Source organism: Plantibacter sp. LMC-P-059a (genome assembly GCF_030209505.1).
In the GTDB taxonomy this organism is placed as follows: Bacteria; Actinomycetota; Actinomycetes; order Actinomycetales; family Microbacteriaceae; genus Plantibacter.
Window position 1 is genome coordinate 555,800 of record NZ_JARVRZ010000002.1, and the last position, 19,130, is coordinate 574,929.

Genomic DNA, 19,130 nt, shown 5'->3' on the forward strand with positions numbered 1-19,130 from the left:
TCACTCACCGTCCTTCCGGAGCTTGAGGTGCGTGAACACGAGGAGCGGGGTCTGGTCGTAGGTCTGCAACGGCGCGTACGGGTTGTCCGCATCGGGCCAGCCGGTGAACTTCTTGTCGTTGTACAGGCCCCAGAGTCCGCCGTAGTACATCCCGATGACCGGGAAGTCGCTGTAGACGATCTGCTGCATCTGGTGGCTCAGCCCCAGGCGCGTCGCCTCGTCGGTGGTCGCCTTGTACTGCGCGAGCAGTGCGTCCATCTGCGGGTTCCGGTAGCGACCGAAGTTGCTGGACGTCGTCTCGCCGAGCGGCTTCGCGAACTCGCTGTTGAAGCTGTTGTTGAAGCCCTGGAACATGATGCCGTTGCCCATGCCGCCCATCGCGACCTCGAAGGTGCCGCTCTGGATGGCCTGCTGGTAGCCCGGGGGCTGCGGCTGCTTGATCTGCACGTCGATGCCGAGGGCGCCGAGCTCCTTGCGGACTTCCTGCACCGCACGCAGCCAGTCGGCGTAGCCGTTGGCCGTCGTGATCGAGAAGCTGAACTGCTTGCCCGCCGCGTCGACGAGCTTGCCGTCCTGCTGCGTGTACCCGGCGGCAGCGAAGGCCTCGAGGGCCCCGGCGGTGTCCTGGGTGATCATGCCCTGGTTCGGCAGGGTCGGATCGAGTTCGTCCTCCTGGTTGGGGAGCATGAGGCTCGACTGGCCGGCGGCACCGAGATAGCCCTCGGTCGCCGCGTCGGCGATCTTGTCGCGGTCGAGTGCCAGGGCGATGCCACGGCGGACGTCGACGTTGTCGAACGGGGCGACGTCCATGTTGGGCACGAGCCCGATCACACCTCCCGGCGGGAACCAGAACTTGTTGTGGTCGTTCGCCGCGCCCCAGGTGCCTTCGACGTTCGACAGGAACGAGTACGCCCAGTCGAAGCCCTTGGTCACGATGTCGAGCTCGCCGGTGGCCGCGGGGATCACGAGGTGGTTGACCTCGATCTTGTCGGCCTGCCAGTACGTCTCGTTCTTGTCCATCGTGTACTGCTGCGAGGTGTAGTTGCCGAGGACGTACGGACCGGTGCCGACGGGGTTCGGGTTCCGCCAGGTGTCGGGGCTCTTGACGTCCTTCCAGATGTGCTCGGGGACGATGAGCGTCTGCGAGACGATGTCGGCCGCGGGGGCGTCGTCGTCGAGCAGGTGCATGATGACGTGCTGACCCTTCACTTCGATCGTGTCGATGTGCTGCCAGGCGCCCTTCTGGTCGAGCGTCGGGTACTGCTTGATGAGGTCGAAGGTGAACTTGACGTCCTCAGGCGTGAAGGCCTCGCCATCCGACCAGGTCGCACCCTCGCGGATCGTGTAGTCGATCGTGCGCGCGTCGGGGAGGTCGACCTGCTCGGCGAGCCACGGCGTCTCCTTGCCGTCGAGCACGTTGATGATCACGAGCGGCTCGTAGATGTAGCTCGAGGCCGAACGCTTGTTCACGAGGTAGGGATTGAAGTTCCGCTCGAGCATCGGGGTGCCCTTGTCGGAGGCCAGCAGCATCGTGTCGGCGGGGATCGAGGGATCCGGCTCGCTCTTGATCTGGATGCTGCAGCCGGAGACGAGCAGGGCCGCCGCGGCGATCATCGCCGCCGCTCCGAGTCGTCTGCGCCTGCGGACCTTGGTCCGCTCGTGCGTCGTGTGCGTCATCGCCACCGTCCTTGCTGAAGTCTGTACCCGTTGATTGTAAGCGCATACATTGCCCTGTGCAACCCGTGTCGGATTTCCCGTCTCGTTCGCAACTCAGGACCGCCCCGGCGCGGCGGCCTCGCGGCGCACGGACACGGCGCGGCACGCCGAGAACGTCCTGAATTGCGAACGCGAGCAGAAGCGATGGTCAGGACGTGACCGGCTCGGAGCTCTCCCGGAGGAGGACCTCGACCGGCAGGCGGACGGACATCGCCGGGAGTTTCGGTTCGGCGAGCCGACGGGTGAGCGCCTGCACCGAGACCCGGCCGAGGGTCTCCATCGGCTGGCGCACAGTCGTGAGCCGTGGCGTCGACAGGCGACCGGCGTCGATACCGTCGAAGCCGGTGACGATGAGCTCGTCAGGGACCCCCACCCCGGCGATCCGGGCGGCGTCGATGACGCCGAGCGCCATCTGGTCGTTGGCGCAGACGACCGCCCGCGGCAGGCCGCCGCGGTTCAGCAGCTCCCGCCCGACCCGGCGACCGCCCTCCCGCGTGAAGTCACCGCGCAGGGTCGGAGCGTCGGGGACGGCGAGCGACCGCTCCGCGAGGGCCGCCTGGAAGCCGCTCCAGCGTTCCGCGTCGTCGGGCGAGCCGAGGCTCCCCGACACGTACTCGAGCTCGCGGGCGCCCAGGTCGTCGATGAGGTGCGCCGTGAGGGTCCGCATACCCTCGGTGTTGCTCACCGAGACGTGGTCGAGGTCGTCGCCGCGGCGAGGGCCGGCCATGACCACGATCGGGACGTGACGCGACAGCTTGGCGAGCTCCTCCTCGCTCGCACTGCCGGCGAGGACCATCAGCCCGTCCACCCGGCCCGCCATGTCGCGCACGGTCTGCGTCGCCGTCGACCCACGGCCGACACCGACGAGGAGCGCGAAGCCGCTCCGCCAGGACTCGAGCTCGCAGCCGCGAAGGACCTCGTCGAAGTACAGGTTCAGCGTCCTCGTGTCGGTCCGTTCGGGGATGTCGCGGACGACGCGGGCTCCCCCGGCGGCGGCCTCGTCACCCTCGAGCGCGATGTCGCCGAGATCGTCCATGGCGTCGAGCCCCTGGAAGAACAGGCCGATGACGCCCGTGCGCCGGGCCGCGAGTCCACGGGCGGCACCGCTCGGGACGTATCCCAGCTCCGCGACCGAGGCCAGCACCTTGTCGCGGGTGGCCGGCTTCACGTCGTCCGGCCGGCCGAGGACCCGCGAGACGGTGGCGATGGAGACGCCCGCGTGGTGCGCGACGTCGTAGACCGTCGGCGGTTTCGTCATGGGAACGCCTTCCTTCGGGGACCAATGATACGCAGGGCATCACGGTCGCCCCGTCGTCGGCCTCCGCGGGATGGAGTGCGCCGGAGGACCGTCTTCCGTGACGGGAACCGGTGTCGAGGTGCTCACAGACCATCCCCGGAGCGCATCGAACCCGAACGTTCGCTGAATTCCCGACACTTGTCGGGCAGCCGGTGCGCGCGCGCTGCCAGACTGCGGAGATGACCGATCTGCAGGCGAAAGCCACCCTCCTCAACTCCCTCCACCAGCCGGGTACGCCCCTCATCGTGACGAACGTGTGGGACGCCATCACCGCCAAGGTCGTCTCCGAGGCGCCCGGCGTGGTCGCCCTCGCCTCGGCGAGCCACTCCGTCTCGAACGTGCGCGGCCTCGAAGACGGCGGCGGGCTCGACGTCGACGAGGCGATCGCCGCCGCGAAGATCATCGTGAGCGCCGTCGACCTGCCGGTGACGATCGACTTTGAGAAGGGCTACGCCGACGACGCCGCGGGCGTCCGCGAGAACGTCCGTCGCCTGATCGTCGAGGCCGGTGCCGTCGGCATCAACCTCGAGGACTCCGTCGGCGCGGCGAAGGCTCCGCAGTTCCCGATCGAGGAGGCCGCGGCCCGCGTCGCAGCCGCTCGGGCCGGAGCCGAGGACGCCGGTGTCCCGCTCGTCATCAACGCCCGCGTCGACACCCTCGCGGGCGACCCCGAGGCGTGGGACGAGGCCGTCGCACGCGCCAACGCCTACCTCGAGGCGGGTGCCGACGTGATCTTCTTCCTCGGACTCGGCACCGAGGAGCTCGTCGCGAAGGCGATCGAGCAGGTCCACGGCCGCATCTCCGTCATCGGCTACCCGGGCGCCGTGCCGCTCAAGCGCCTGGCGGAGCTCGGCGTCTCCCGCGTCAGCTTCGGACCCGGCACGCTCGGCCTGACGCTTGCCGCCCTGCAGCGCGCCGCGACCGGCCTCACCGAGCTCGGCGAGTACCCCGAGGACCTCGGCTTCTCCTTCGAGCTCTGAGTCTCGACCGACGACCCTGTCTCAGGAGTTCCCGGGCGCGGCGCCGCATGATGCGGGCGGCGCACCGACGGACTCCTGAGACAGGGTCGCGGCGTCCGATCAGGACGTCAGGAACCAGTACCAGATGATGAGCATCGTGACGAGGAAGCCCGTCAGGAAGTTCAGGCGGAGGAACCGCTTCCAGCCCGCGTTGGCGCCCTCGGCGTCCTCCTCGCGGAGATTCCAGAACGGCAGCACACTCGCGGCGTAGGGCAGCGCGAGGAGGCCCGCCAACGGGATGGGCCACGGCGTCACGAGCATCAGTGCGCCACCGGCGAGGTAGGCGACGAAGGCGAAGCGCACCGTCGGGGCCGCTCCGATGACCGTCGCGATCGAGCCGATCCCACCCTCCCGGTCCGCGATGATGTCCTGCACGGCGCCGAAGGCGTGGCTGGCGATGCCCCACAGGAAGTAGCCGACGAGCAGGGCCCAGAGCGCCGGGGTGAACACCGCGCCGGCGAGCACCAGCCCGTAGACCGCGGGGCTCACGAAGTGCGTGCTCGAGGTGAGCGAGTCGATGAACGGCCGTTCCTTGAACCGCAGCCCGGGCGCACTGTAGGCGACGAGTGCGAAGACGCTGATCGCGAGCACGAGCCAGGACAGCGGCGACCCGACGACGACGAGGTAGACGAGGAACGGCACGTTCGTCGCGATCGCCGCGAAGATCGTCAGGCGGTGCATCCGCCGATCGAGCACCGCGCCCTCCACGCCGCCCTTGCGCGGGTTCCGGAGGTCGGACTCGTAGTCGAACACGTCGTTGATCCCGTACATGGCCAGGTTGTACGGGATGAGGAAGTAGAGCGTCCCGAGCCAGAACGTGAGGTCGAGCTCGCGGGTGGTCAGCAGATAGGCCGCTGCGAACGGGTAGGCGGTGTTGATCCACGACAGCGGTCGTGAGGACAGCACGAGCTGGCCGAGTCGGTTCATGCCGGGTCCTCCTGGGACAGGGATGGGGAGACGGGAGCCGGGGTGCGACGTTCGAGCAGCACCCAGAGCGACGGGAGCAGGACGGCGGCGGCGATGGCGTAGGCGAAGTCCTCGAGCGGGGCGACCCCGATGAAGGCGCCGGAGATGAGCTCGGGGTCGTAGCCGACGAGCCCGATCCCGATCATGACGTTGTCGAAGAGGGCGGTCATGAGGAGCAGCACGACGAGCACGCCGCCGACGCCGAGCAGCCAGGTGCCGGCCGTCGGGCCACTCGTCGGCGCGCCACGACGACGCCGGGCGTCGAGCCGCACGACGGCGAGGAGGGCGACGACCGCCACGACGGCGAGGAACCACGCGTTGAGTCCGGCGTACGTCATCGTCCGCTCACCCCGGTGGCGGCGTCCGTCCCTCTGGCCGTGCGCCCGGTCAGGTGCCGCGCCGCCCCGAAGAGGTTCATCGTCAGGTAGCAGAGGAGGGTCAGGAAGAAGACCTCCTCGATCGGCAGCTCGGGAGCGACCTGCAGTCCGGTCATGAACGAGGTCTCGCCACGGAAGAAGATCCCCAGGCCGATGCCGAACAGGTCCCAGACGAGGAAGAACACGACGCCGGCCGGCAGGATGACGGCGGCACGCCGCCGGTCCGCCCAGAAGAACAGTCGGAAGCGCCGGTCGAGCATGATCATCCCGGTGATCGAGACGAGGAGCGCGAGCAGGTACAGCAGACCCATCAGTCGGCGGCCACGGAACGTCTGCGCAACGGCACGGGCATCGGCCCGGTCGTGATGTCGCCGCGCATGCGCTTCACGACGAGCTCGGCGCTGATGAGGCACATGGGCAGTCCGATGCCGGGGATCGTGGAACCACCCGTGTAGTAGAGGCCGTCCACCTTCTTGCTGACGTTGCCGCTGCGGAACATGGCGCTCTGCGAGAGGATGTGCGCCGGCCCGAGGGAGGTGCCCTTCCACACGTTGAGGTCGTTCACGAAGTCGGCGGGACCGACGTCGCGGCGGACGACGATGCGGTCGGCGAGGTCGGGCACGCCCGCCCAGGCAGCGATCTGCGCGATGGCCGCGTCGCCGATCTCCGTGACCTGGGCGTCGCCGCCGCCGCCGATGGTGGGGTCCGCCGGAATGGGCACGAGGATGAACAGGTTCTCGTGTCCCTCAGGGGCGACCCCGGCGTCGGTGGCGCTCGGGCGGCAGACGTAGAGCGATGCCGGGTCGGGCACGCTCGTCACCTCGCCGAAGATGCGGCCGAAGTTGTCGCGCCAGTCGGTGGTGAAGAACAGGCTGTGGTGGAGGAGCTCGGGGAGCTCACCGCGGACGCCGAGCATGACGAGCACGGCGCCGGGGCCGGCGGTGCGCTTCTCCCAGTACTCGGCCGGGTAGGTCTGCAGCTCGCGCGGGAGGAGGGTGGTCTCGGTGTGGTGGAGGTCGGCCGCGGACACGACGTTGTCGGCGTGCAGGAGCTGACGACGGCCGTCGGCGTCGAGGTAGTTGACCCCGGCGACCCGCGAGCGACGACCGGCCGGCATCGTCGTGATTCCCGTGACCTCTGCGCCCGTGACGATCTCGACGCCCTCGGCACGCGCCAGCTCGGCGATGGTGTCGATGATCCGGGAGAACCCGCCCTGCGGGTAGAGCACGCCGTCCTCGAGGTCGAGGTAGCTCATCAAGTGGTACATGCTCGGCGCGTCGAACGGCGAGGATCCGAGGAAGACCGCCGGATACCCGAGGATCTGCTGCAGGCGGACGTCGGAGACCGTGCGGGCGGTGAGCGTGTCGAGGTCCTCGGTCAGGAGCTTCGCCAGCTTCGGCATGCGCGCGAGGACCTCGCGGCTCGCGAGCGTGCGGTACGACTCGAAGGTCGTGTAGAGGAAGCTCCGGATCGCGATCTCGTACGTCTCCTTGGCGCTGCGGAGGTACTCGTCCATCTTCGCGCCGGCGCCGGCCTCGACGGATTCGAACAGGGCCAGGTTGTCGGCGCGGTTCGCCGCGAGGTCGAGGTGGCCGTCGCGGCCCTCGGAGTAGACCCGGTAGGCCGGGTCGAGACGGCCCAGGTCGAGCTGTTCCGCAGCCGAGGTGCCGAGGAGTCGGTAGAAGTGGTCGAAGACCTCCGGCATGAGGTACCAGCTCGGCCCCGTGTCGAAGGTGAACCCGTCCTGCTCCCAGGTGCCGGCCCGCCCGCCGAGCACGTCGCGGCGTTCGAGCAGGGTGACCTGCTGACCGTCGCGGGCGAGCAGGGCCGCCGTGGCGAGTCCGCTGATGCCGCCGCCGATGACGACGGTGCGGGTGGGGGAAGTGGTCATGACAGGGAGCTCTCGTCGATCGTCGGGATGGAGGCGGTGGTGCCGGTGGAGGTGGGCGTCCGGCCGGCGAGCGCGCCGGCGGCGATCCGCAGCTTCACGGGGTCGGGGACGCGCACGCGGGTGCGGACGAGGTCCGAGGCGGGGGTGGTGCGGATCCGTCTCGCCAGCTCGGAGAACAGCTCCTGCGCGAGGGCGACGGCACGACGACTCGACTTCGGCAGCTGGGCGAGCACGGCGGCCGAGCGGTCGAGGTCGGCCTCGATGTCGTCGAGGAGGCTGTGCTTCTGCGCTTCGGTGAGGTCGTCGACGGCGACGCCTGGGAAGTAACTGCGGCCCAGTTCGTCGTGGTCGGCCGAGAGGTCGCGGAGGAAGTTGACCTTCTGGAACGCCGCGCCGAGGCTCCTGGCTCCGACGACGAAGGCGGCGCGCTGGGCGTCGTCGACGTCGTGGCCGCGCAGGAAGATCCGGAGGCACATGAGGCCGACGACCTCGGCGGAGCCGTACACGTAGTCGCGGAAGGTCTCGGGCGTGTGGACGGTGCGCGAGAGGTCCGCACGCATGGACGCGAAGAACGGCCGGGTGAGGTCGGTCTCGATGCCCGCCGACCGCGCGGTGATGGCGAAGGCGTGCACGACGAGGTTGCTGCTGTACCCCGTCTCGACGGCGTCCTCCGTGTCGCGTTCGAGCGCGTCGAGCATGGCGAGGACCCGCTCGGGGTCGAGCCCGGCGGCCGCGGCGACCCCGTCGACGATCTCGTCGGCGATCCGGACGAGCGCGTAGACGTTCTCCACGTCCTGCCGGATCTCGCCGCCGAGGAGCCTGGCCGCGAGCCCGAAGGAGGTGGAGTAGCGCCGGATCACGATGCTGGCCGTCTCCTGCGCGACCCGGTCGTAGAGTCGTCGGGCGTCGCCGACAGCCGAGTCGTCGTCGTTCGGGTGCCCCGTCCCGTTGCCGCCCGCGGTCATCGCGACCGCTCGAGCACCGTGGCCACGATGGGACGCAGTTCCTCGCGGAGCTGCTGTGGGATGCTCGGCGACGCCAGCTGCTCCCAGGCCCGGTTGGCGTAGTCCCCCGCGAGCAGTGTCGCGTGCTGGCGTGCGCCTGTTGAGGTGAGGACGTCCCGCAGCACGGCGGCACCGTCCTCGTCGAGGTCCGGGTCACCGAAGAGGTGCTCCACGGCGTGCCATTCGGGCTGCTCGGCGGCGAACGCCACCATGACTGTCAGCTTGCCCTCGCGGAGGTCGCCGATCGTGGTCTTACCCGTGGTCTTCGCGTCGCCGAAGACCCCGAGGACGTCGTCGATGATCTGGTAGGCGATGCCGATCTGCTGCCCGAACGCACCCAGTGCGTCGATCGTGGCCTCCGGCGCTCCCGCCAGGACCCCGCCGGACTGCAGCGGCGCCTCGAAGGAGTAGTACGCCGTCTTCAGGCGCTCCATGCGGATGATGTCGTCGACCGTCGGGACGACGCCGCCGACGGTGAAGTCGACGTCGGCGAGTTCGCCGGCGGCCGACGCGGAGATGGCGTCGTCGAGGATCTCGCGGAGACGGGTGCGGACCGAGTCGGCACTGCCGGCGCGGTCGATCAGGCGGTAGGAGGCCGACAGTGCGAGGTCGCCGGCGATGACGGCGACGGACATGCCGCGGTGCTCGGCGAGCGGCAGGGGGATGCCGGCGGTCTGCGCGATGTCCCGGTAGCTGCCGGAGACGTTGGGGCTGCCGCGCCGGACGAAGTCGCGGTCGATCACGTCGTCGTGCACGATCAGGGCGGTGTGGAGGAGCTCGTAGGCGGCCGCGACATGGGCGGCGGCGACGACGTCGTCTCCGCCGAGCGCCTCGTAGGCGGTCATGACCATGCGTGGCCGGAAACGCTTGCCGCCGGCCATGCTGCGTTCGATGGTCTCCCAGAGCCGCAGGTACCCGGCGCCGCCGAACGACACCGCCTGCGTCTTCGCCAGTTCGAGGAACCGCTCGAGGGCGTCCTCGACCTGGTGCTGTTGCCGGTAGGGCACGTCGACGACGTGGTGGGTCTCCATAGCACGAGGCTACTTCACCGAGCCTGGAGATTAGTACGCTAGCTGTCCATTCGCGTTCACCCCGATCGTCGGGGAGAATGGACACATGTCGGTACCCGAAGAACTCGTCGTCCTGCTCGCCGAGGACGGCACCCGCATCGGCACCACGCCGAAGGCGACCGTCCACACGCAGGAGACGCCCCTCCACCTCGCGTTCTCCTGCCACGTCATCGGTCCCGACGGCCGCATCCTCGTGACCCGCCGCGCGCTGTCGAAGCTGACCTGGCCCGGCGTCTGGACGAACTCGTTCTGCGGACACCCGGGCCCCGACGAGGACAGCGTCGACGCGGTCCTCCGTCGCGCCAGCGCCGAACTGGGCCTGCCGATCTCGGCTCCGCACCTCGTCCTGCCCGACTTCCGCTACCGCGCCGTCGACGCCTCGGGCGTGGTCGAGTACGAGATCTGCCCGGTCTACGTCGCCTACACGGACGCTGTGCCCGAGCCGAACCCGGCCGAGGTCATGGAATGGGCCTGGGCCGAGCCCGCGTCCCTCCTTGAGTCGGTGGAGCGTGCGCCCTTCGCGTTCAGCCCGTGGCTCACCCTGCAGCTGCCGCTCGTCGTCCCGCTCCTCGCCGAGACGCCCGCGCGCTGAGTCCGGCCCCGACGCTGCTCCGGACGCCTCGGCTCGCCGTCACGCGCCGCGCAGCGCCTCCACGGCCGCGGCGAGACGCTTGTCGCGCGTCGCGTCCGTCTTCGCGAGCGCGATCGGCTCGGCGAGCGCACGCTGACGACTGAACGACAGCGCCCCGTAGGCGGCGAGCGCCTGCTCGTCACCCGCGAGCGCCTGTTCGAGTTCCGGCGGCAGGGGGAAGACCCGGGGAGCCGTGTCGACCTCGAGTTCCACCTCGACCTCGTCACCGCCGGCGACCCCGGCCGCAGCCCGGTTCGCGGCGCTGAGGGCGATGAGGAAGCGGCCACCCATCGGCGTGATCGTGCTGCGGTAGGTGGTCGCGCCGACGGTCACGACGACCGGGACGCGCTTGCCGGCGCCGAGCTCGTCGATGACGACGTCGGGGACGAGGATGCCGGTGTTGTTGCCCTGCAGCTCGATGACGGTGCGGAATCTCATGCGCTCAGTATGGTCTTCGGTGCCCGCGCGGTGAAGACCAGGATGAGGGAGCCGGCGACGACCCCGATGCCGAGGAGCTGGCCGAGGCTCAGCCCCTCACCCAGCACGGCGACCCCCAGGAGCACGGCGACGACCGGGCTCAACAGCCCGAGGAACGAGACGGAGCCGACCGGGAGGAGGCCGATGCCTCGGAACCACAGGGCGTAGGCGAGCGCGGTGCCCACGACGGCGAGGTATGCGTAGCCGCCCACCGCGGCGGGATCGGGTGCATCCGTCGGCACGCCCTCGACGAGGAGCAGCACCGGCACGAGGACGAGACCGCCCGCGACGAGCTGCCAGGCCGTGACCACGAGCCCCGACACGGGGCTCGACGAACCCGCGCGTCGGCCACCGAGTCGCCGGCCCACCGACGGCCTGCCCCACCGCTTGCTCAGCACCGAGCCGAGCGACATGGACACCGCACCGGCGAGCGCGGCGGCGACCCCGAGCACGTCGAGGCGTGCGTCCGCCTGCAGCACGATGAGCGCGACGCCGCCGATCCCCGCGAGGCCGGCGAGGACGCGGCGCAGGGTCAACGCCTCCCCCACGAGCACGCTGGCGAGCACGGCGACGAGGACCGGACCGATGGCACCCATGGTGGCCGCGACCCCGCCGGGCAGGCGGTAGGCGGCGAGGAAGAGGAAGGCGAAGAAGGCACCGATGTTGAGGGTGCCGAGGACGAGCGACCGCCACCACCAGCCACCGACCGGAAGGGTGCGGGTGATCGCGAGCAGCAGCAGTCCGGCGGGCAACGCCCGGAGGACCGCGGCGAGCAGCGGCCGTCCGGGCGGGAGCAGTTCGCTCGTGACGAGGTAGGTGGTCCCCCAGCTGATGGGGGCGACCGCGGTGATCGCGGCGACACGGAGGTTTTTGCTTAGCACTGAGCAAATATAGCTCAGTGCTAAGCAAATCGCTAGAGTGGTCGCATGAGCACGCGCGTCGACGACATCCTGAACCAGTGGCGAGCCGAGCGACCCGAGCTCGACGTCTCCCCCATGGCCGTGATCGGACGACTCTCGCGGGCCGCGACGACGGTGGACACCCGCCTCGCGGCGACCTTCGCTGAGCACGGTCTCGACAGCGCGTCGTTCGACGTCCTGGCGACCCTCCTCCGCGCCGGCGCGCCGCACGAGCTCCCCCCGAAGGACCTCGCCCACTGGTCGATGGTGACGTCGAGCGCGATCGCCCAGCGCGTCAACAAACTCGTCGACCGCGGCCTCGTGACCCGTCGACCGAGCGACCACGACGGGCGTGGGACGGTCGTCGCCCTCACGACGGCAGGCAAGGACCTCGTCGAGCAGGCTCTGCCCGACCACCTCGCCGCCGAGGAACGGCTCCTGGCAGGCTTCTCCGCCACCGAACGCGAACAGCTCGCGTCACTCCTGGAGCGCCTTGCGGGCGCCTGAGCCCGCCCCCAGACGAGCCCCTCAGACGATCCGGCGTCCCTCGTTGTGCTCCTGCAGCCACCAGCTGGCGCCCTCGTCGTCGGACACCCAGCTCTCCCAGGTGTAGGACGTCTCGGTGATCGCGCTGAAGTTCCAGCGGATCAACTTGTCGTCGTTGCGGGTGCCGTCCTGCCGGATGCCGTCCGATCGGTGCGGCGTCGCCACGAGCTGGCAGAACTCGCCACGGCGCGGCTCGACGTAGCTGACCCGCCACGCACCCATCAGCCGGTCGTAGACCCGCAGCGCGGTGCTCACCGTCTCCCAGCCCGACGGCTCGTCGTCGTTCACCACGAGTTGGACGTCCTGTACGGCGCGGCCCTCGAGGACGTACGACACGATCCAGCGGAAGTCGGACTCCACCCACTCGCCGGTCTCGTCGTCCAGCCGCTTCGAGTGCACGTCCCAGGAGCCGACGAACTGCCCGAACCGCACCATCCGGCGCGGGTAGAACGGCGTCGGCCCGTCTGCCGTGATCGCGCTGGCGAAGTCCGGACGCTCTGACGTGCTCATGGCGGAGCCTTTCTACTGGTCCACCAGCGGGCCCGCGGTCGGAACGCCCGCCTCAGACCTCCGTCAGCGCTGCGTCTCGCCGACGTCGGTCCGGTGGAAGTTCTGGAAGGAACGGGAGGCGGTGGGTCCACGCTGTCCCTGATACCTGGAACTGTACTCGCTCGACCCGTAGGGGCGCTCGGCCGGCGAGGTCAGCCGGAAGAAGCACATCTGACCGATCTTCATGCCCGGCCACAGCTTGATCGGCAGGGTCGCGACGTTGCTGAGCTCGAGCGTGACGTGCCCCGTGAACCCGGGGTCGATGAAGCCGGCGGTCGAGTGCGTCAGCAAGCCGAGGCGGCCGAGGGAGCTCTTCCCCTCCAGCCGCGCGGCGACGTCGTCCGGGAGGGACACGCGCTCGTAGGTGGAGCCGAGGACGAACTCGCCGGGGTGCAGGATGAACGGCTCGTTCGGCAGGGTCTCGATGAGCCGGGTGAGTTCCGGCTGGTCCTCGGCGGGATCGATGAACGGGTACTTGTGGTTGTCGAAGAGCCGGAAGAAGCGATCGAGCCGCACGTCGATCGACGAGGGCTGGATCATCTCCGGCGAGTACGGGTCGAGCGCGATGCGGGAGGCGTCGAGTTCGGCTTTGATGTCACGGTCCGAGAGCAGCACGCTGTCAGTGTATCGGCCGGGAGCGCGACGCCGAGGGCGGGTGCGCTCGCGCGGATTCGCTACGATGCTCGCACGGCGACGACTCCCCCGACCGGGCGGCGAGCAGTCGACGCCGCAGCGACCCGGAGGCCTCTGATGACCAGACCGCACGTCCTGATCCTGCAACACGTCGCCTGGGAGCAGCCCGCCGTGCTCGGCGAGGTCCTCACGGCGTCCGGCATCGACTGGACGCTCGACACCGTCGTCTCGCGTCGCGAACTCCCGCCGGAACGCGAGATCACCGGGTTCGACGGCCTCGTCCTCCTCGGCGGTCCGATGGGCGCGCTGGACGTGGAGGAACACCCTGGCCTCGGCCTCGAGGCGCAACTCGTCCGCGACGCCGCGGTGCTCGGCATCCCGGTGTTCGGCATCTGCCTCGGGCATCAACTCATCGCGACGGCCCTCGGGGCGACGCTCCACAGCGCGTCCGCGCACGAGGTGGGGGTCGGCGACGTCGAGCTGCTCGTGGACGGCGAACTCGGGATGCGGGGCGAACAGGTCCCCGTGCTGCACTGGCACGGCGACGTCGTCGAGGCACCGCACGGGGCGACCGTGTTGGCGTCCTCGCCTTCGACGCCCAACCAGGCGTTCCGGATCGACGACCGGGTGTTCGCAACCCAGTTCCACCTCGAGGTGGACCCGGCGACACTCGACCACTGGCTCGAGGAGCCCGCGATGCTCCGCGACCTGCCGTTCGTGACGGGCACCGCCGCCGAGGCCGCCGATCGGTTGCGGGCGGACCTCACCGCCATCGCGGAGCCCATGCGAGCGGCCGGCGAGCGACTGTTCGGCGCCTTCGCCGACGCGGTGCTGCGCCGGACGAGCGTCGACCCCTCGCTGCGCTGACGACCGACGCTCCGGCGCGTGCCGTGGCCCGGACACAGCGAAGCGGCCGGAACCCTGAGGTTCCGACCGCTTCGTGAAGCTCGAGTTCGAGCTAGAGGGCCTTGCGACCCGTGATCGTCCTGATCAAGAACGCGATGATCGCGATCGCGAGCAGCACGAGGCCGACCCACAGCAGGAAGTTGAGGGACTGGACGAACCCACCGGTGATGGCGAGAACGATGGCAACGACGATGACGATGATGAGCAGGATGTTCATGGTGAAGCTCCTTTCGCAGAACTGTGACCACCGTATTGGGGTGCGGTCATTCCGTCCTGGGGTTGACATCGTCCGCAGCCGTTCCGATACGCGCGCGAAGCGCCCCCGCGTTGCACACTGCGCGGGGGTCGGGCGACGACGCTGCCGCAGCGGTTACAGGAGGCCCGGCTGGTCGGATGGGTCGCCGTCGCCGGCCTCGCGACGCGGGTCGTCGTCCGTCGGTGCCGCCATCGGGTCGTCGCTCTCGGGGGCGTTGTCGGGCAGCGCTCGGGAGATGGCCTCCTGGGCGTCGCCGATCGCGTCGTCGATCTCGTCTCGTGGGTCGCTCATGCTGATTCCTTTCGTCGTGTGGAGACCGTAACGCGCGGCGCGCGCTCGTGACAGCCCCTGGCGGGACCACCCGGGACCGCCTACGCCGTCGGCGACGCGGCCGCGAGCCGCCTGGCTTCGGCGATCACCCGGGCGCTCGCGAACGGCACCGTGGCCGGCGCCCCGACAGCGTCGAACACCTCGATGACCGACGCCGACCGGCCGGCGGGTGACCAGCCCGGCGAACCGCCCCGGATGAAGGCGACGGCGGCACCGTGGAGGCGGTCCGCCAACTCCTGCGGTGCGGCGGGACCGGCTACCCGCGTGACGTCCGGGTCGTCGAGGACGTCGAAGAGGAACGGCACGTCGAGACAGTGCTCGGCGATACCGCTGACCGCCGACGGCCAGACGAAGTCGGAGACCCACGTCTCGGCGTCACCGCGCGCCGCCAACCAACGGATGATGCGCTCGCGGAACATGACGTCGCTGATGAAGCGGCCGGCGACGAGGCTGGTGGGTTCGCCGACCTGCGCCGCGACGTAGGCGTCGGCGAGCGCCTCGGGAGCCCCCATGAGGTGCACGGCACGGGCCGGCGGTACGGCGTCGAAGTCGTCCGGCCGCCCGGTGAAGAAGCCGGCGAACTCCTCACGGGTCGCGCTGACGAGCAGGGGTTTGTCGGCCCCGCGACCGGCGGCCAGGCCGGCGTCGACGGTGTCGACGAGGAGTTCGCCGTCGACCACGGGGCCGAGGCCCAGGCGGCCGTCCATCGTCGTCATCCCGCGGAGGATCGACTCCGCGTCCCGAGGCCCGCCAGCGGTCGCTTCGAAGCCCGGCGCCTCGATGAGGGCGGTCTCCGGCACGCTCGCGAAGCCGGCAGCCGTCGGCGCGACCCCGAGGTGGGCGGCGAGGCGCTCGGTCAGCGAGCGGGCCTGCTCGACCGGCACGTCGCCGGGGACGCCGGACAGCGCGATCGCCCGGTGGAACAGCTGCTGGGCGGCAGGCGTGGTGAGCAGGGTCATGACCGAGCCACCGCCGGCGGACTGACCGGCGATGGTCACGCGTCGGGGATCGCCGCCGAAGGCCTGGATGTTGTCGCGGACCCATTCGAGGGCGAGGATCCAGTCGAGGACCCCGCGGTTCGCCGGGGCGTCGGGCAGCCAGCCGAAGCCGTCGAATCCGAGCCGGTACGAGATCGACACGGTGACGACGCCGTCGCGGTTGAACGAGCGGCCGTCGTACCAGGGGCTGGCGGGGGAACCCGCAATGAAGCCGCCGCCGTGGATCCAGACGAGGACCGGGAGTCCGGCGCCGTCCGACGCGGGCGAGGGGTCCGGGGTGAAGACGTTGACGTTGAGGGTCGACTCGCCGGGGATGGACGGCTCGGGGATCGTCGTGATCTCGGCCATGGCCTTCCGCTGCGGCGTCGCGCCGAAGGCGGTGGCGTCGCGCACACCCTCCCACGGGGCGGTCGGCTCGGGCGCTTGGAAGCGGCGGGCGCCGAACGGGGGTTCGGCGAACGGGATGCCGAGGAAGGCGGACGAGCCGTCTGGCCGACGAACGCCGCGGACCGCACCCGCGATCGTCTGGACGATGGGGTGCGCTGGGCTGGGATCGGGCGTCATCGGCAGGTCCTCCGGGAGCTCGTCCGGCAGGATGTGCGACGGACGTCGGGTGGTGATCTGCTCAGTATGCCGCTCCGGACCCCGAATCCCGTCCAACGCTCGGGGTTCACTCAGCCAGCTGTTGGGGAGGCCGGCGCGGTGCTGCCACGTGGGCGCGCCACACACGCGTGAGCGCGGGTCTCTGGAGACCCGCGCTCACGTGCGGTGCACCGCGCTCGGCTCAGCGCACCGCGCTGGCCGAACCCGACGAGTGCGGGATCGGGAGGAGTTACGCGACGATCGCCGCGCGGAGCTCGGCGGCGGAAGCGGCCGGGTCGTCGGCCGAGTAGATGGCTCCACCGGCGACGGCGACCTGCGCACCGGCCTGCTGGACCGAGGCGATCGTCGAGGCGTTGACGCCACCGGCGACGGAGAACGGCACGGCAGCGGCCTCACCGTCGGAGAGGAGCGTCTGGAAGGTGAACCCCTCCTCCGCCTGCTCGTCGAGACCAGCGTGCATCTCGACGAAGGCGGCGCCGAGAGCGGTGACCTCCTTGGCGCGCTTGACCTTGTCGGCGACGCCGATGAGGTCGACGACGACGGACTTGCCGTGCGCCTTGGCGGCCTTCACCGCGCCGACGATGGTGCTGTCGCCGGCGGTACCGAGCACCGTGACGATGTCCGCACCGGCCGAGAACGCGATGTCGGCTTCGAGCTCGCCGGCGTCCATGGTCTTGAGGTCGGCGAAGACGATCTTGTCGGGGTGGGCGTCCTTGATCGCGGTGACGGCGCGGAGGCCCTCAGCCTTGATCAGCGGGGTGCCGAGCTCGAGGATGTCGACGTAGGGCGCGACCTTCCCGGCGAGTTCGAGGGCTGCCTCAGTGGTGAGGACGTCCATGGCTACCTGGAGCTTCATGTGGTGCTGCTTTCTGTCGTGAGGGGAGACGACCGACGTCCGTCGGTCGCGTGGGGAGCGGATGGGGCGGACTATTCGAGGTTCGCGTGGCGCGGCCATAGCTCTTCCGCGCTGACCCCGGCGGACTGCCAGAGCGCGTGGAAGATCGCGTCGCCGAGGAGCATGACCGACTGCTCGAAGAGGCCGCCGGAGTACTGCACCGACCGCGTGCCGCCGTGGTCGGTCTTCTGGGCGGCGGGCACGACGACCACCACGGAGGCGAGCTCGGCCAGCTCGGAGTCGGCGTCGGTCGTGAGGGCGATGACGCCGGCGCCGACGGACACCGCGGTCGTGGCCGCGCGGACGATGCCCGCGGTCGTCCCGGAGCCACTGGCGACGAGCAGGACGTCGCCCGCGGCGATGGCCGGTGTCGTGGTCTCGCCGACGACGTGGACCGTGCGTCCGAGGTGCATGAGGCGCATGGCGGTCATCCGCAGCGCCAGGCCGGAACGACCGGCACCGAGGACGAAGATCCGATCGGCATCCTGGAGCCGCGTGAGGGTCTCGGCGAACGGCGCCGCGTCGGCGGAGCGCAGCGTCGTGACGGTGCGATGCAGTTCCGTGTCGATGGCGGCGAGCGCACCCTGCACGGTCGTCGGCGGACGCTGCGGGTCGGTTCCGGGCTGGTGATCGGGGGGCGTCGTACTCGGCATCCATTCATCCTGCCCTCGAACGGGTAGGTACACCGCTGGTCGGGAGGACGGTTTCCCCTACCCGAACGGGTGGGTCAGGTGGGCTGGGGTAGGGTTCGACGATGGACGGACACCGAGACACCTACCCGATCGAACTGCTGCAGGGGATGGCCGCCGTCGCGTCCAGCTCGCTGCTCCGCATCGCCGGCGCCTTCCGGGCGGTCCTCGAACCCGTCGTCCAGCACTCAGCACTCGTCATCTTCACCGAGGACTGCACCGGGCGTCCGCGCAAGAAGGCGGGCGACCCGTCGATCGTCGAGGGTGTCACCATCGCCGAGTTGGACGCCGTCCGGCAGCGCACGCCGCGTCGACAGGACGTTTCAGCGCACGCGGCGCCCGCCGACCGCCCGACGACCGCCGTCATCGCCGGAGCGGAACGGCCCATCGCCGCCTGGCTGGCCGACACCGGGGCGCTCCTCGTCCTGACCGACCCCCGAGGACCCATCGACGACGCCCTCATCGGCGCGCTCTGGGAGATCGTCGCGGCCGAGATCCGCCAGCAGGTCACCACCGCGGCTCCCGACTACCTCCGCGACTCGCGCGCCGCGTCGAGCGAGCGGGCGGATGCGATCGCCGAGCTGACCGACGCCCACGCGACGACCCTCGAGTCGATCCTCGCCGTCACCCGCTCGCGGCAGACCACGGCGGAGGACGCGCGCCGGGCGGTCACGGAGATCGCCTCGTCGGCCATGGTCCAGCTCCGCGCCGTCTCCGACCGCGACCGCCAGCTCGCCTCGGAGCCCGTCGCGCAGGCGTTCGCGCGACTGAAGGACGACCTGCGCCCGCTCGCCCGCTTCGGCGGACCGGAGGTGCAGTTCATCGAGCCTCCCGTCGACGGTCGGGCGCTGCCGGGCGAGGTCGCCCACGCCGGCCGCGCCATCGTCCGTGGGACGGTGCTCGCGCTCGTGGAGCAGTCGACCGTCGGACGGGTGCGGGTGCAGTGGGACTGCGACGGGAGCAACCTCCTCATCGGCATCCGCGACGACGGCCCTGGCGAACTGACGATCGACACCCCGAGCGTGCAGCAGCTCGGCGCGCGCGTCACGGCGTTGCGTGGCGAGCTGCAGGTGCAGGCGACGCCCGGCTGGGGTTCCGAACTGCATGTGTCGCTCCCCCTCGACCCACCGCCCAGCGCGCAGAACCGTTCCGGCGCGTCGGCGGCGCTGACGGAGCGGGAGTGGAGTGTGGCCGAGTTGGCAGCCGGCGGCGCCCGGAACCGTGCGATCGCCGAAGCCCTCACGATCAGCGAGAACACCGTGAAGTTCCACGTCGCCAACGTGCTGCGGAAGCTCGGCGTCGCGAGTCGTGTCGAACTGGCCGCCGCCCTGTCCTCCGGCCGCTGAGCACCCGCCCGATCATCACCGCTCAGCGGCAC

The 19,130-nt window shown here is 70.4% G+C and carries 22 protein-coding genes; 5 read left to right on the top strand and 17 right to left on the bottom strand.

The window, feature by feature from the left end:
* Together QRN27_RS06035 and QRN27_RS06040 are read right to left on the bottom strand one after the other, a co-directional pair.
* Positions 1-1,677, bottom strand: coding sequence for an ABC transporter substrate-binding protein (locus tag QRN27_RS06035; RefSeq protein ID WP_285041131.1), 1,677 nt, complete (start codon positions 1,675-1,677; stop codon positions 1-3).
* A gap of 187 nt (positions 1,678-1,864) precedes the next feature.
* Positions 1,865-2,974, bottom strand: a complete 1,110-nt coding sequence (locus QRN27_RS06040; RefSeq protein WP_285041132.1) for a LacI family DNA-binding transcriptional regulator — start codon at positions 2,972-2,974, stop codon at positions 1,865-1,867.
* Between the two features lie 218 nt (positions 2,975-3,192).
* Between QRN27_RS06040 and QRN27_RS06045 the strand changes: the two genes are divergently transcribed.
* Positions 3,193-3,993, top strand: a complete 801-nt coding sequence (locus QRN27_RS06045; RefSeq protein WP_056009092.1) for an isocitrate lyase/PEP mutase family protein — start codon at positions 3,193-3,195, stop codon at positions 3,991-3,993.
* Between the two features lie 99 nt (positions 3,994-4,092).
* On the opposite strand, the gene QRN27_RS06050 is transcribed toward QRN27_RS06045, so the two are convergent.
* From QRN27_RS06050 to QRN27_RS06075, 6 genes are read right to left on the bottom strand one after another with little or no spacing between them, the layout of a single operon-like run.
* The gene (locus QRN27_RS06050) at positions 4,093-4,959 is read right to left on the bottom strand and encodes a prenyltransferase (RefSeq protein WP_285041133.1); all 867 of its coding nucleotides are present in this window, start codon (positions 4,957-4,959) and stop codon (positions 4,093-4,095) included.
* Positions 4,956-5,336, bottom strand: coding sequence for a lycopene cyclase domain-containing protein (locus tag QRN27_RS06055; protein WP_285041134.1), 381 nt, complete (start codon positions 5,334-5,336; stop codon positions 4,956-4,958). Before QRN27_RS06055 ends, QRN27_RS06050 begins: the two co-directional genes overlap by 4 nt.
* A complete protein-coding gene (locus tag QRN27_RS06060) occupies positions 5,333-5,686 on the bottom strand; it encodes a lycopene cyclase domain-containing protein (RefSeq protein ID WP_285041135.1) in 354 nt (117 codons plus the stop codon). Before QRN27_RS06060 ends, QRN27_RS06055 begins: the two co-directional genes overlap by 4 nt.
* Positions 5,686-7,266 (bottom strand): phytoene desaturase family protein, encoded by a 1,581-nt coding sequence (crtI, locus tag QRN27_RS06065; RefSeq protein ID WP_285041137.1) that lies wholly within the window; start codon positions 7,264-7,266, stop codon positions 5,686-5,688. The genes QRN27_RS06060 and crtI overlap by 1 nt, the downstream gene beginning before the upstream one ends.
* Positions 7,263-8,231: a phytoene/squalene synthase family protein gene (locus tag QRN27_RS06070; protein ID WP_082455942.1), complete on the bottom strand. Its 969-nt coding sequence runs from the start codon at positions 8,229-8,231 to the stop codon at positions 7,263-7,265. The genes crtI and QRN27_RS06070 overlap by 4 nt, the downstream gene beginning before the upstream one ends.
* On the bottom strand, positions 8,228-9,301 hold the full coding sequence (locus tag QRN27_RS06075) for a polyprenyl synthetase family protein (protein ID WP_082455943.1): 1,074 nt from the start codon (positions 9,299-9,301) through the stop codon (positions 8,228-8,230). Before QRN27_RS06075 ends, QRN27_RS06070 begins: the two co-directional genes overlap by 4 nt.
* An 85-nt stretch (positions 9,302-9,386) precedes the next feature.
* Here QRN27_RS06075 and idi point away from each other — a divergent pair, with 85 nt between their 5' ends.
* Complete coding sequence (gene idi / locus QRN27_RS06080; protein ID WP_285041138.1) at positions 9,387-9,932, top strand: isopentenyl-diphosphate Delta-isomerase; 546 nt, start codon at positions 9,387-9,389, stop codon at positions 9,930-9,932.
* A gap of 39 nt (positions 9,933-9,971) precedes the next feature.
* Here idi and QRN27_RS06085 read toward each other — a convergent pair whose 3' ends face one another.
* On the bottom strand, positions 9,972-10,409 hold the full coding sequence (locus QRN27_RS06085) for a YdeI/OmpD-associated family protein (protein ID WP_285041139.1): 438 nt from the start codon (positions 10,407-10,409) through the stop codon (positions 9,972-9,974).
* Positions 10,406-11,329: an EamA family transporter gene (locus QRN27_RS06090; protein ID WP_285041140.1), complete on the bottom strand. Its 924-nt coding sequence runs from the start codon at positions 11,327-11,329 to the stop codon at positions 10,406-10,408. Before QRN27_RS06090 ends, QRN27_RS06085 begins: the two co-directional genes overlap by 4 nt.
* A 45-nt stretch (positions 11,330-11,374) precedes the next feature.
* On the opposite strand from QRN27_RS06090, the gene QRN27_RS06095 reads away from it, so the two are divergent.
* Positions 11,375-11,854 carry a MarR family winged helix-turn-helix transcriptional regulator gene (locus tag QRN27_RS06095; protein WP_285041142.1) on the top strand — a complete coding sequence of 160 codons (480 nt, stop codon included), beginning with the start codon at positions 11,375-11,377 and terminating at the stop codon, positions 11,852-11,854.
* A 21-nt stretch (positions 11,855-11,875) separates the two neighbouring features.
* On the opposite strand, the gene QRN27_RS06100 is transcribed toward QRN27_RS06095, so the two are convergent.
* Both QRN27_RS06100 and dcd read right to left on the bottom strand, forming a co-directional pair.
* Positions 11,876-12,403: a hypothetical protein gene (locus QRN27_RS06100; protein WP_285041143.1), complete on the bottom strand. Its 528-nt coding sequence runs from the start codon at positions 12,401-12,403 to the stop codon at positions 11,876-11,878.
* Positions 12,404-12,466: 63 nt separating this feature from the next.
* A complete protein-coding gene (dcd, locus tag QRN27_RS06105) occupies positions 12,467-13,057 on the bottom strand; it encodes a dCTP deaminase (protein WP_056009122.1) in 591 nt (196 codons plus the stop codon).
* 135 nt (positions 13,058-13,192) lie between these two features.
* On the opposite strand from dcd, the gene QRN27_RS06110 reads away from it, so the two are divergent.
* Positions 13,193-13,942 carry a type 1 glutamine amidotransferase gene (locus tag QRN27_RS06110; protein WP_285041144.1) on the top strand — a complete coding sequence of 250 codons (750 nt, stop codon included), beginning with the start codon at positions 13,193-13,195 and terminating at the stop codon, positions 13,940-13,942.
* A 91-nt stretch (positions 13,943-14,033) separates the two neighbouring features.
* Here the strand turns inward: QRN27_RS06110 and QRN27_RS06115 are convergent, their stop codons facing one another.
* The 5 genes from QRN27_RS06115 to hxlB form a co-directional block, all read right to left on the bottom strand.
* Positions 14,034-14,198 carry a hypothetical protein gene (locus QRN27_RS06115; protein ID WP_162852292.1) on the bottom strand — a complete coding sequence of 55 codons (165 nt, stop codon included), beginning with the start codon at positions 14,196-14,198 and terminating at the stop codon, positions 14,034-14,036.
* Positions 14,199-14,351: 153 nt separating this feature from the next.
* On the bottom strand, positions 14,352-14,528 hold the full coding sequence (locus tag QRN27_RS06120) for a hypothetical protein (RefSeq protein ID WP_285041145.1): 177 nt from the start codon (positions 14,526-14,528) through the stop codon (positions 14,352-14,354).
* 80 nt (positions 14,529-14,608) lie between these two features.
* A complete protein-coding gene (locus tag QRN27_RS06125; RefSeq protein ID WP_285041146.1) occupies positions 14,609-16,129 on the bottom strand; it encodes a carboxylesterase/lipase family protein in 1,521 nt (506 codons plus the stop codon).
* A 268-nt stretch (positions 16,130-16,397) separates the two neighbouring features.
* Positions 16,398-17,024, bottom strand: coding sequence for a 3-hexulose-6-phosphate synthase (gene hxlA, locus QRN27_RS06130; RefSeq protein WP_285041147.1), 627 nt, complete (start codon positions 17,022-17,024; stop codon positions 16,398-16,400).
* 71 nt (positions 17,025-17,095) lie between these two features.
* Positions 17,096-17,716: a 6-phospho-3-hexuloisomerase gene (gene hxlB / locus QRN27_RS06135; protein WP_285041148.1), complete on the bottom strand. Its 621-nt coding sequence runs from the start codon at positions 17,714-17,716 to the stop codon at positions 17,096-17,098.
* 101 nt (positions 17,717-17,817) lie between these two features.
* Between hxlB and QRN27_RS06140 the strand changes: the two genes are divergently transcribed.
* Positions 17,818-19,098, top strand: coding sequence for a LuxR C-terminal-related transcriptional regulator (locus QRN27_RS06140; RefSeq protein ID WP_285041149.1), 1,281 nt, complete (start codon positions 17,818-17,820; stop codon positions 19,096-19,098).
* The last annotated feature ends 32 nt before the right edge of the window (positions 19,099-19,130 follow it).

What these genes read in the sequence shown, in the direction of transcription:
- QRN27_RS06035 (WP_285041131.1), bottom strand. Translation starts at nt 1,677, where the DNA reads ATGACGCACACGACGCACGAGCGGACCAAGGTCCGCAGGCGCAGACGA.
- QRN27_RS06040 (WP_285041132.1), bottom strand. Translation starts at nt 2,974, where the DNA reads ATGACGAAACCGCCGACGGTCTACGACGTCGCGCACCACGCGGGCGTC.
- QRN27_RS06045 (WP_056009092.1), top strand. Translation starts at nt 3,193, where the DNA reads ATGACCGATCTGCAGGCGAAAGCCACCCTCCTCAACTCCCTCCACCAG.
- QRN27_RS06050 (WP_285041133.1), bottom strand. Translation starts at nt 4,959, where the DNA reads ATGAACCGACTCGGCCAGCTCGTGCTGTCCTCACGACCGCTGTCGTGG.
- QRN27_RS06055 (WP_285041134.1), bottom strand. Translation starts at nt 5,336, where the DNA reads ATGACGTACGCCGGACTCAACGCGTGGTTCCTCGCCGTCGTGGCGGTC.
- QRN27_RS06060 (WP_285041135.1), bottom strand. Translation starts at nt 5,686, where the DNA reads ATGGGTCTGCTGTACCTGCTCGCGCTCCTCGTCTCGATCACCGGGATG.
- crtI (WP_285041137.1), bottom strand. Translation starts at nt 7,266, where the DNA reads ATGACCACTTCCCCCACCCGCACCGTCGTCATCGGCGGCGGCATCAGC.
- QRN27_RS06070 (WP_082455942.1), bottom strand. Translation starts at nt 8,231, where the DNA reads ATGACCGCGGGCGGCAACGGGACGGGGCACCCGAACGACGACGACTCG.
- QRN27_RS06075 (WP_082455943.1), bottom strand. Translation starts at nt 9,301, where the DNA reads ATGGAGACCCACCACGTCGTCGACGTGCCCTACCGGCAACAGCACCAG.
- idi (WP_285041138.1), top strand. Translation starts at nt 9,387, where the DNA reads ATGTCGGTACCCGAAGAACTCGTCGTCCTGCTCGCCGAGGACGGCACC.
- QRN27_RS06085 (WP_285041139.1), bottom strand. Translation starts at nt 10,409, where the DNA reads ATGAGATTCCGCACCGTCATCGAGCTGCAGGGCAACAACACCGGCATC.
- QRN27_RS06095 (WP_285041142.1), top strand. Translation starts at nt 11,375, where the DNA reads ATGAGCACGCGCGTCGACGACATCCTGAACCAGTGGCGAGCCGAGCGA.
- QRN27_RS06100 (WP_285041143.1), bottom strand. Translation starts at nt 12,403, where the DNA reads ATGAGCACGTCAGAGCGTCCGGACTTCGCCAGCGCGATCACGGCAGAC.
- QRN27_RS06110 (WP_285041144.1), top strand. Translation starts at nt 13,193, where the DNA reads ATGACCAGACCGCACGTCCTGATCCTGCAACACGTCGCCTGGGAGCAG.
- QRN27_RS06115 (WP_162852292.1), bottom strand. Translation starts at nt 14,198, where the DNA reads ATGAACATCCTGCTCATCATCGTCATCGTCGTTGCCATCGTTCTCGCC.
- QRN27_RS06120 (WP_285041145.1), bottom strand. Translation starts at nt 14,528, where the DNA reads ATGAGCGACCCACGAGACGAGATCGACGACGCGATCGGCGACGCCCAG.
- QRN27_RS06125 (WP_285041146.1), bottom strand. Translation starts at nt 16,129, where the DNA reads ATGACGCCCGATCCCAGCCCAGCGCACCCCATCGTCCAGACGATCGCG.
- hxlA (WP_285041147.1), bottom strand. Translation starts at nt 17,024, where the DNA reads ATGAAGCTCCAGGTAGCCATGGACGTCCTCACCACTGAGGCAGCCCTC.
- hxlB (WP_285041148.1), bottom strand. Translation starts at nt 17,716, where the DNA reads ATGCCGAGTACGACGCCCCCCGATCACCAGCCCGGAACCGACCCGCAG.
- QRN27_RS06140 (WP_285041149.1), top strand. Translation starts at nt 17,818, where the DNA reads ATGGACGGACACCGAGACACCTACCCGATCGAACTGCTGCAGGGGATG.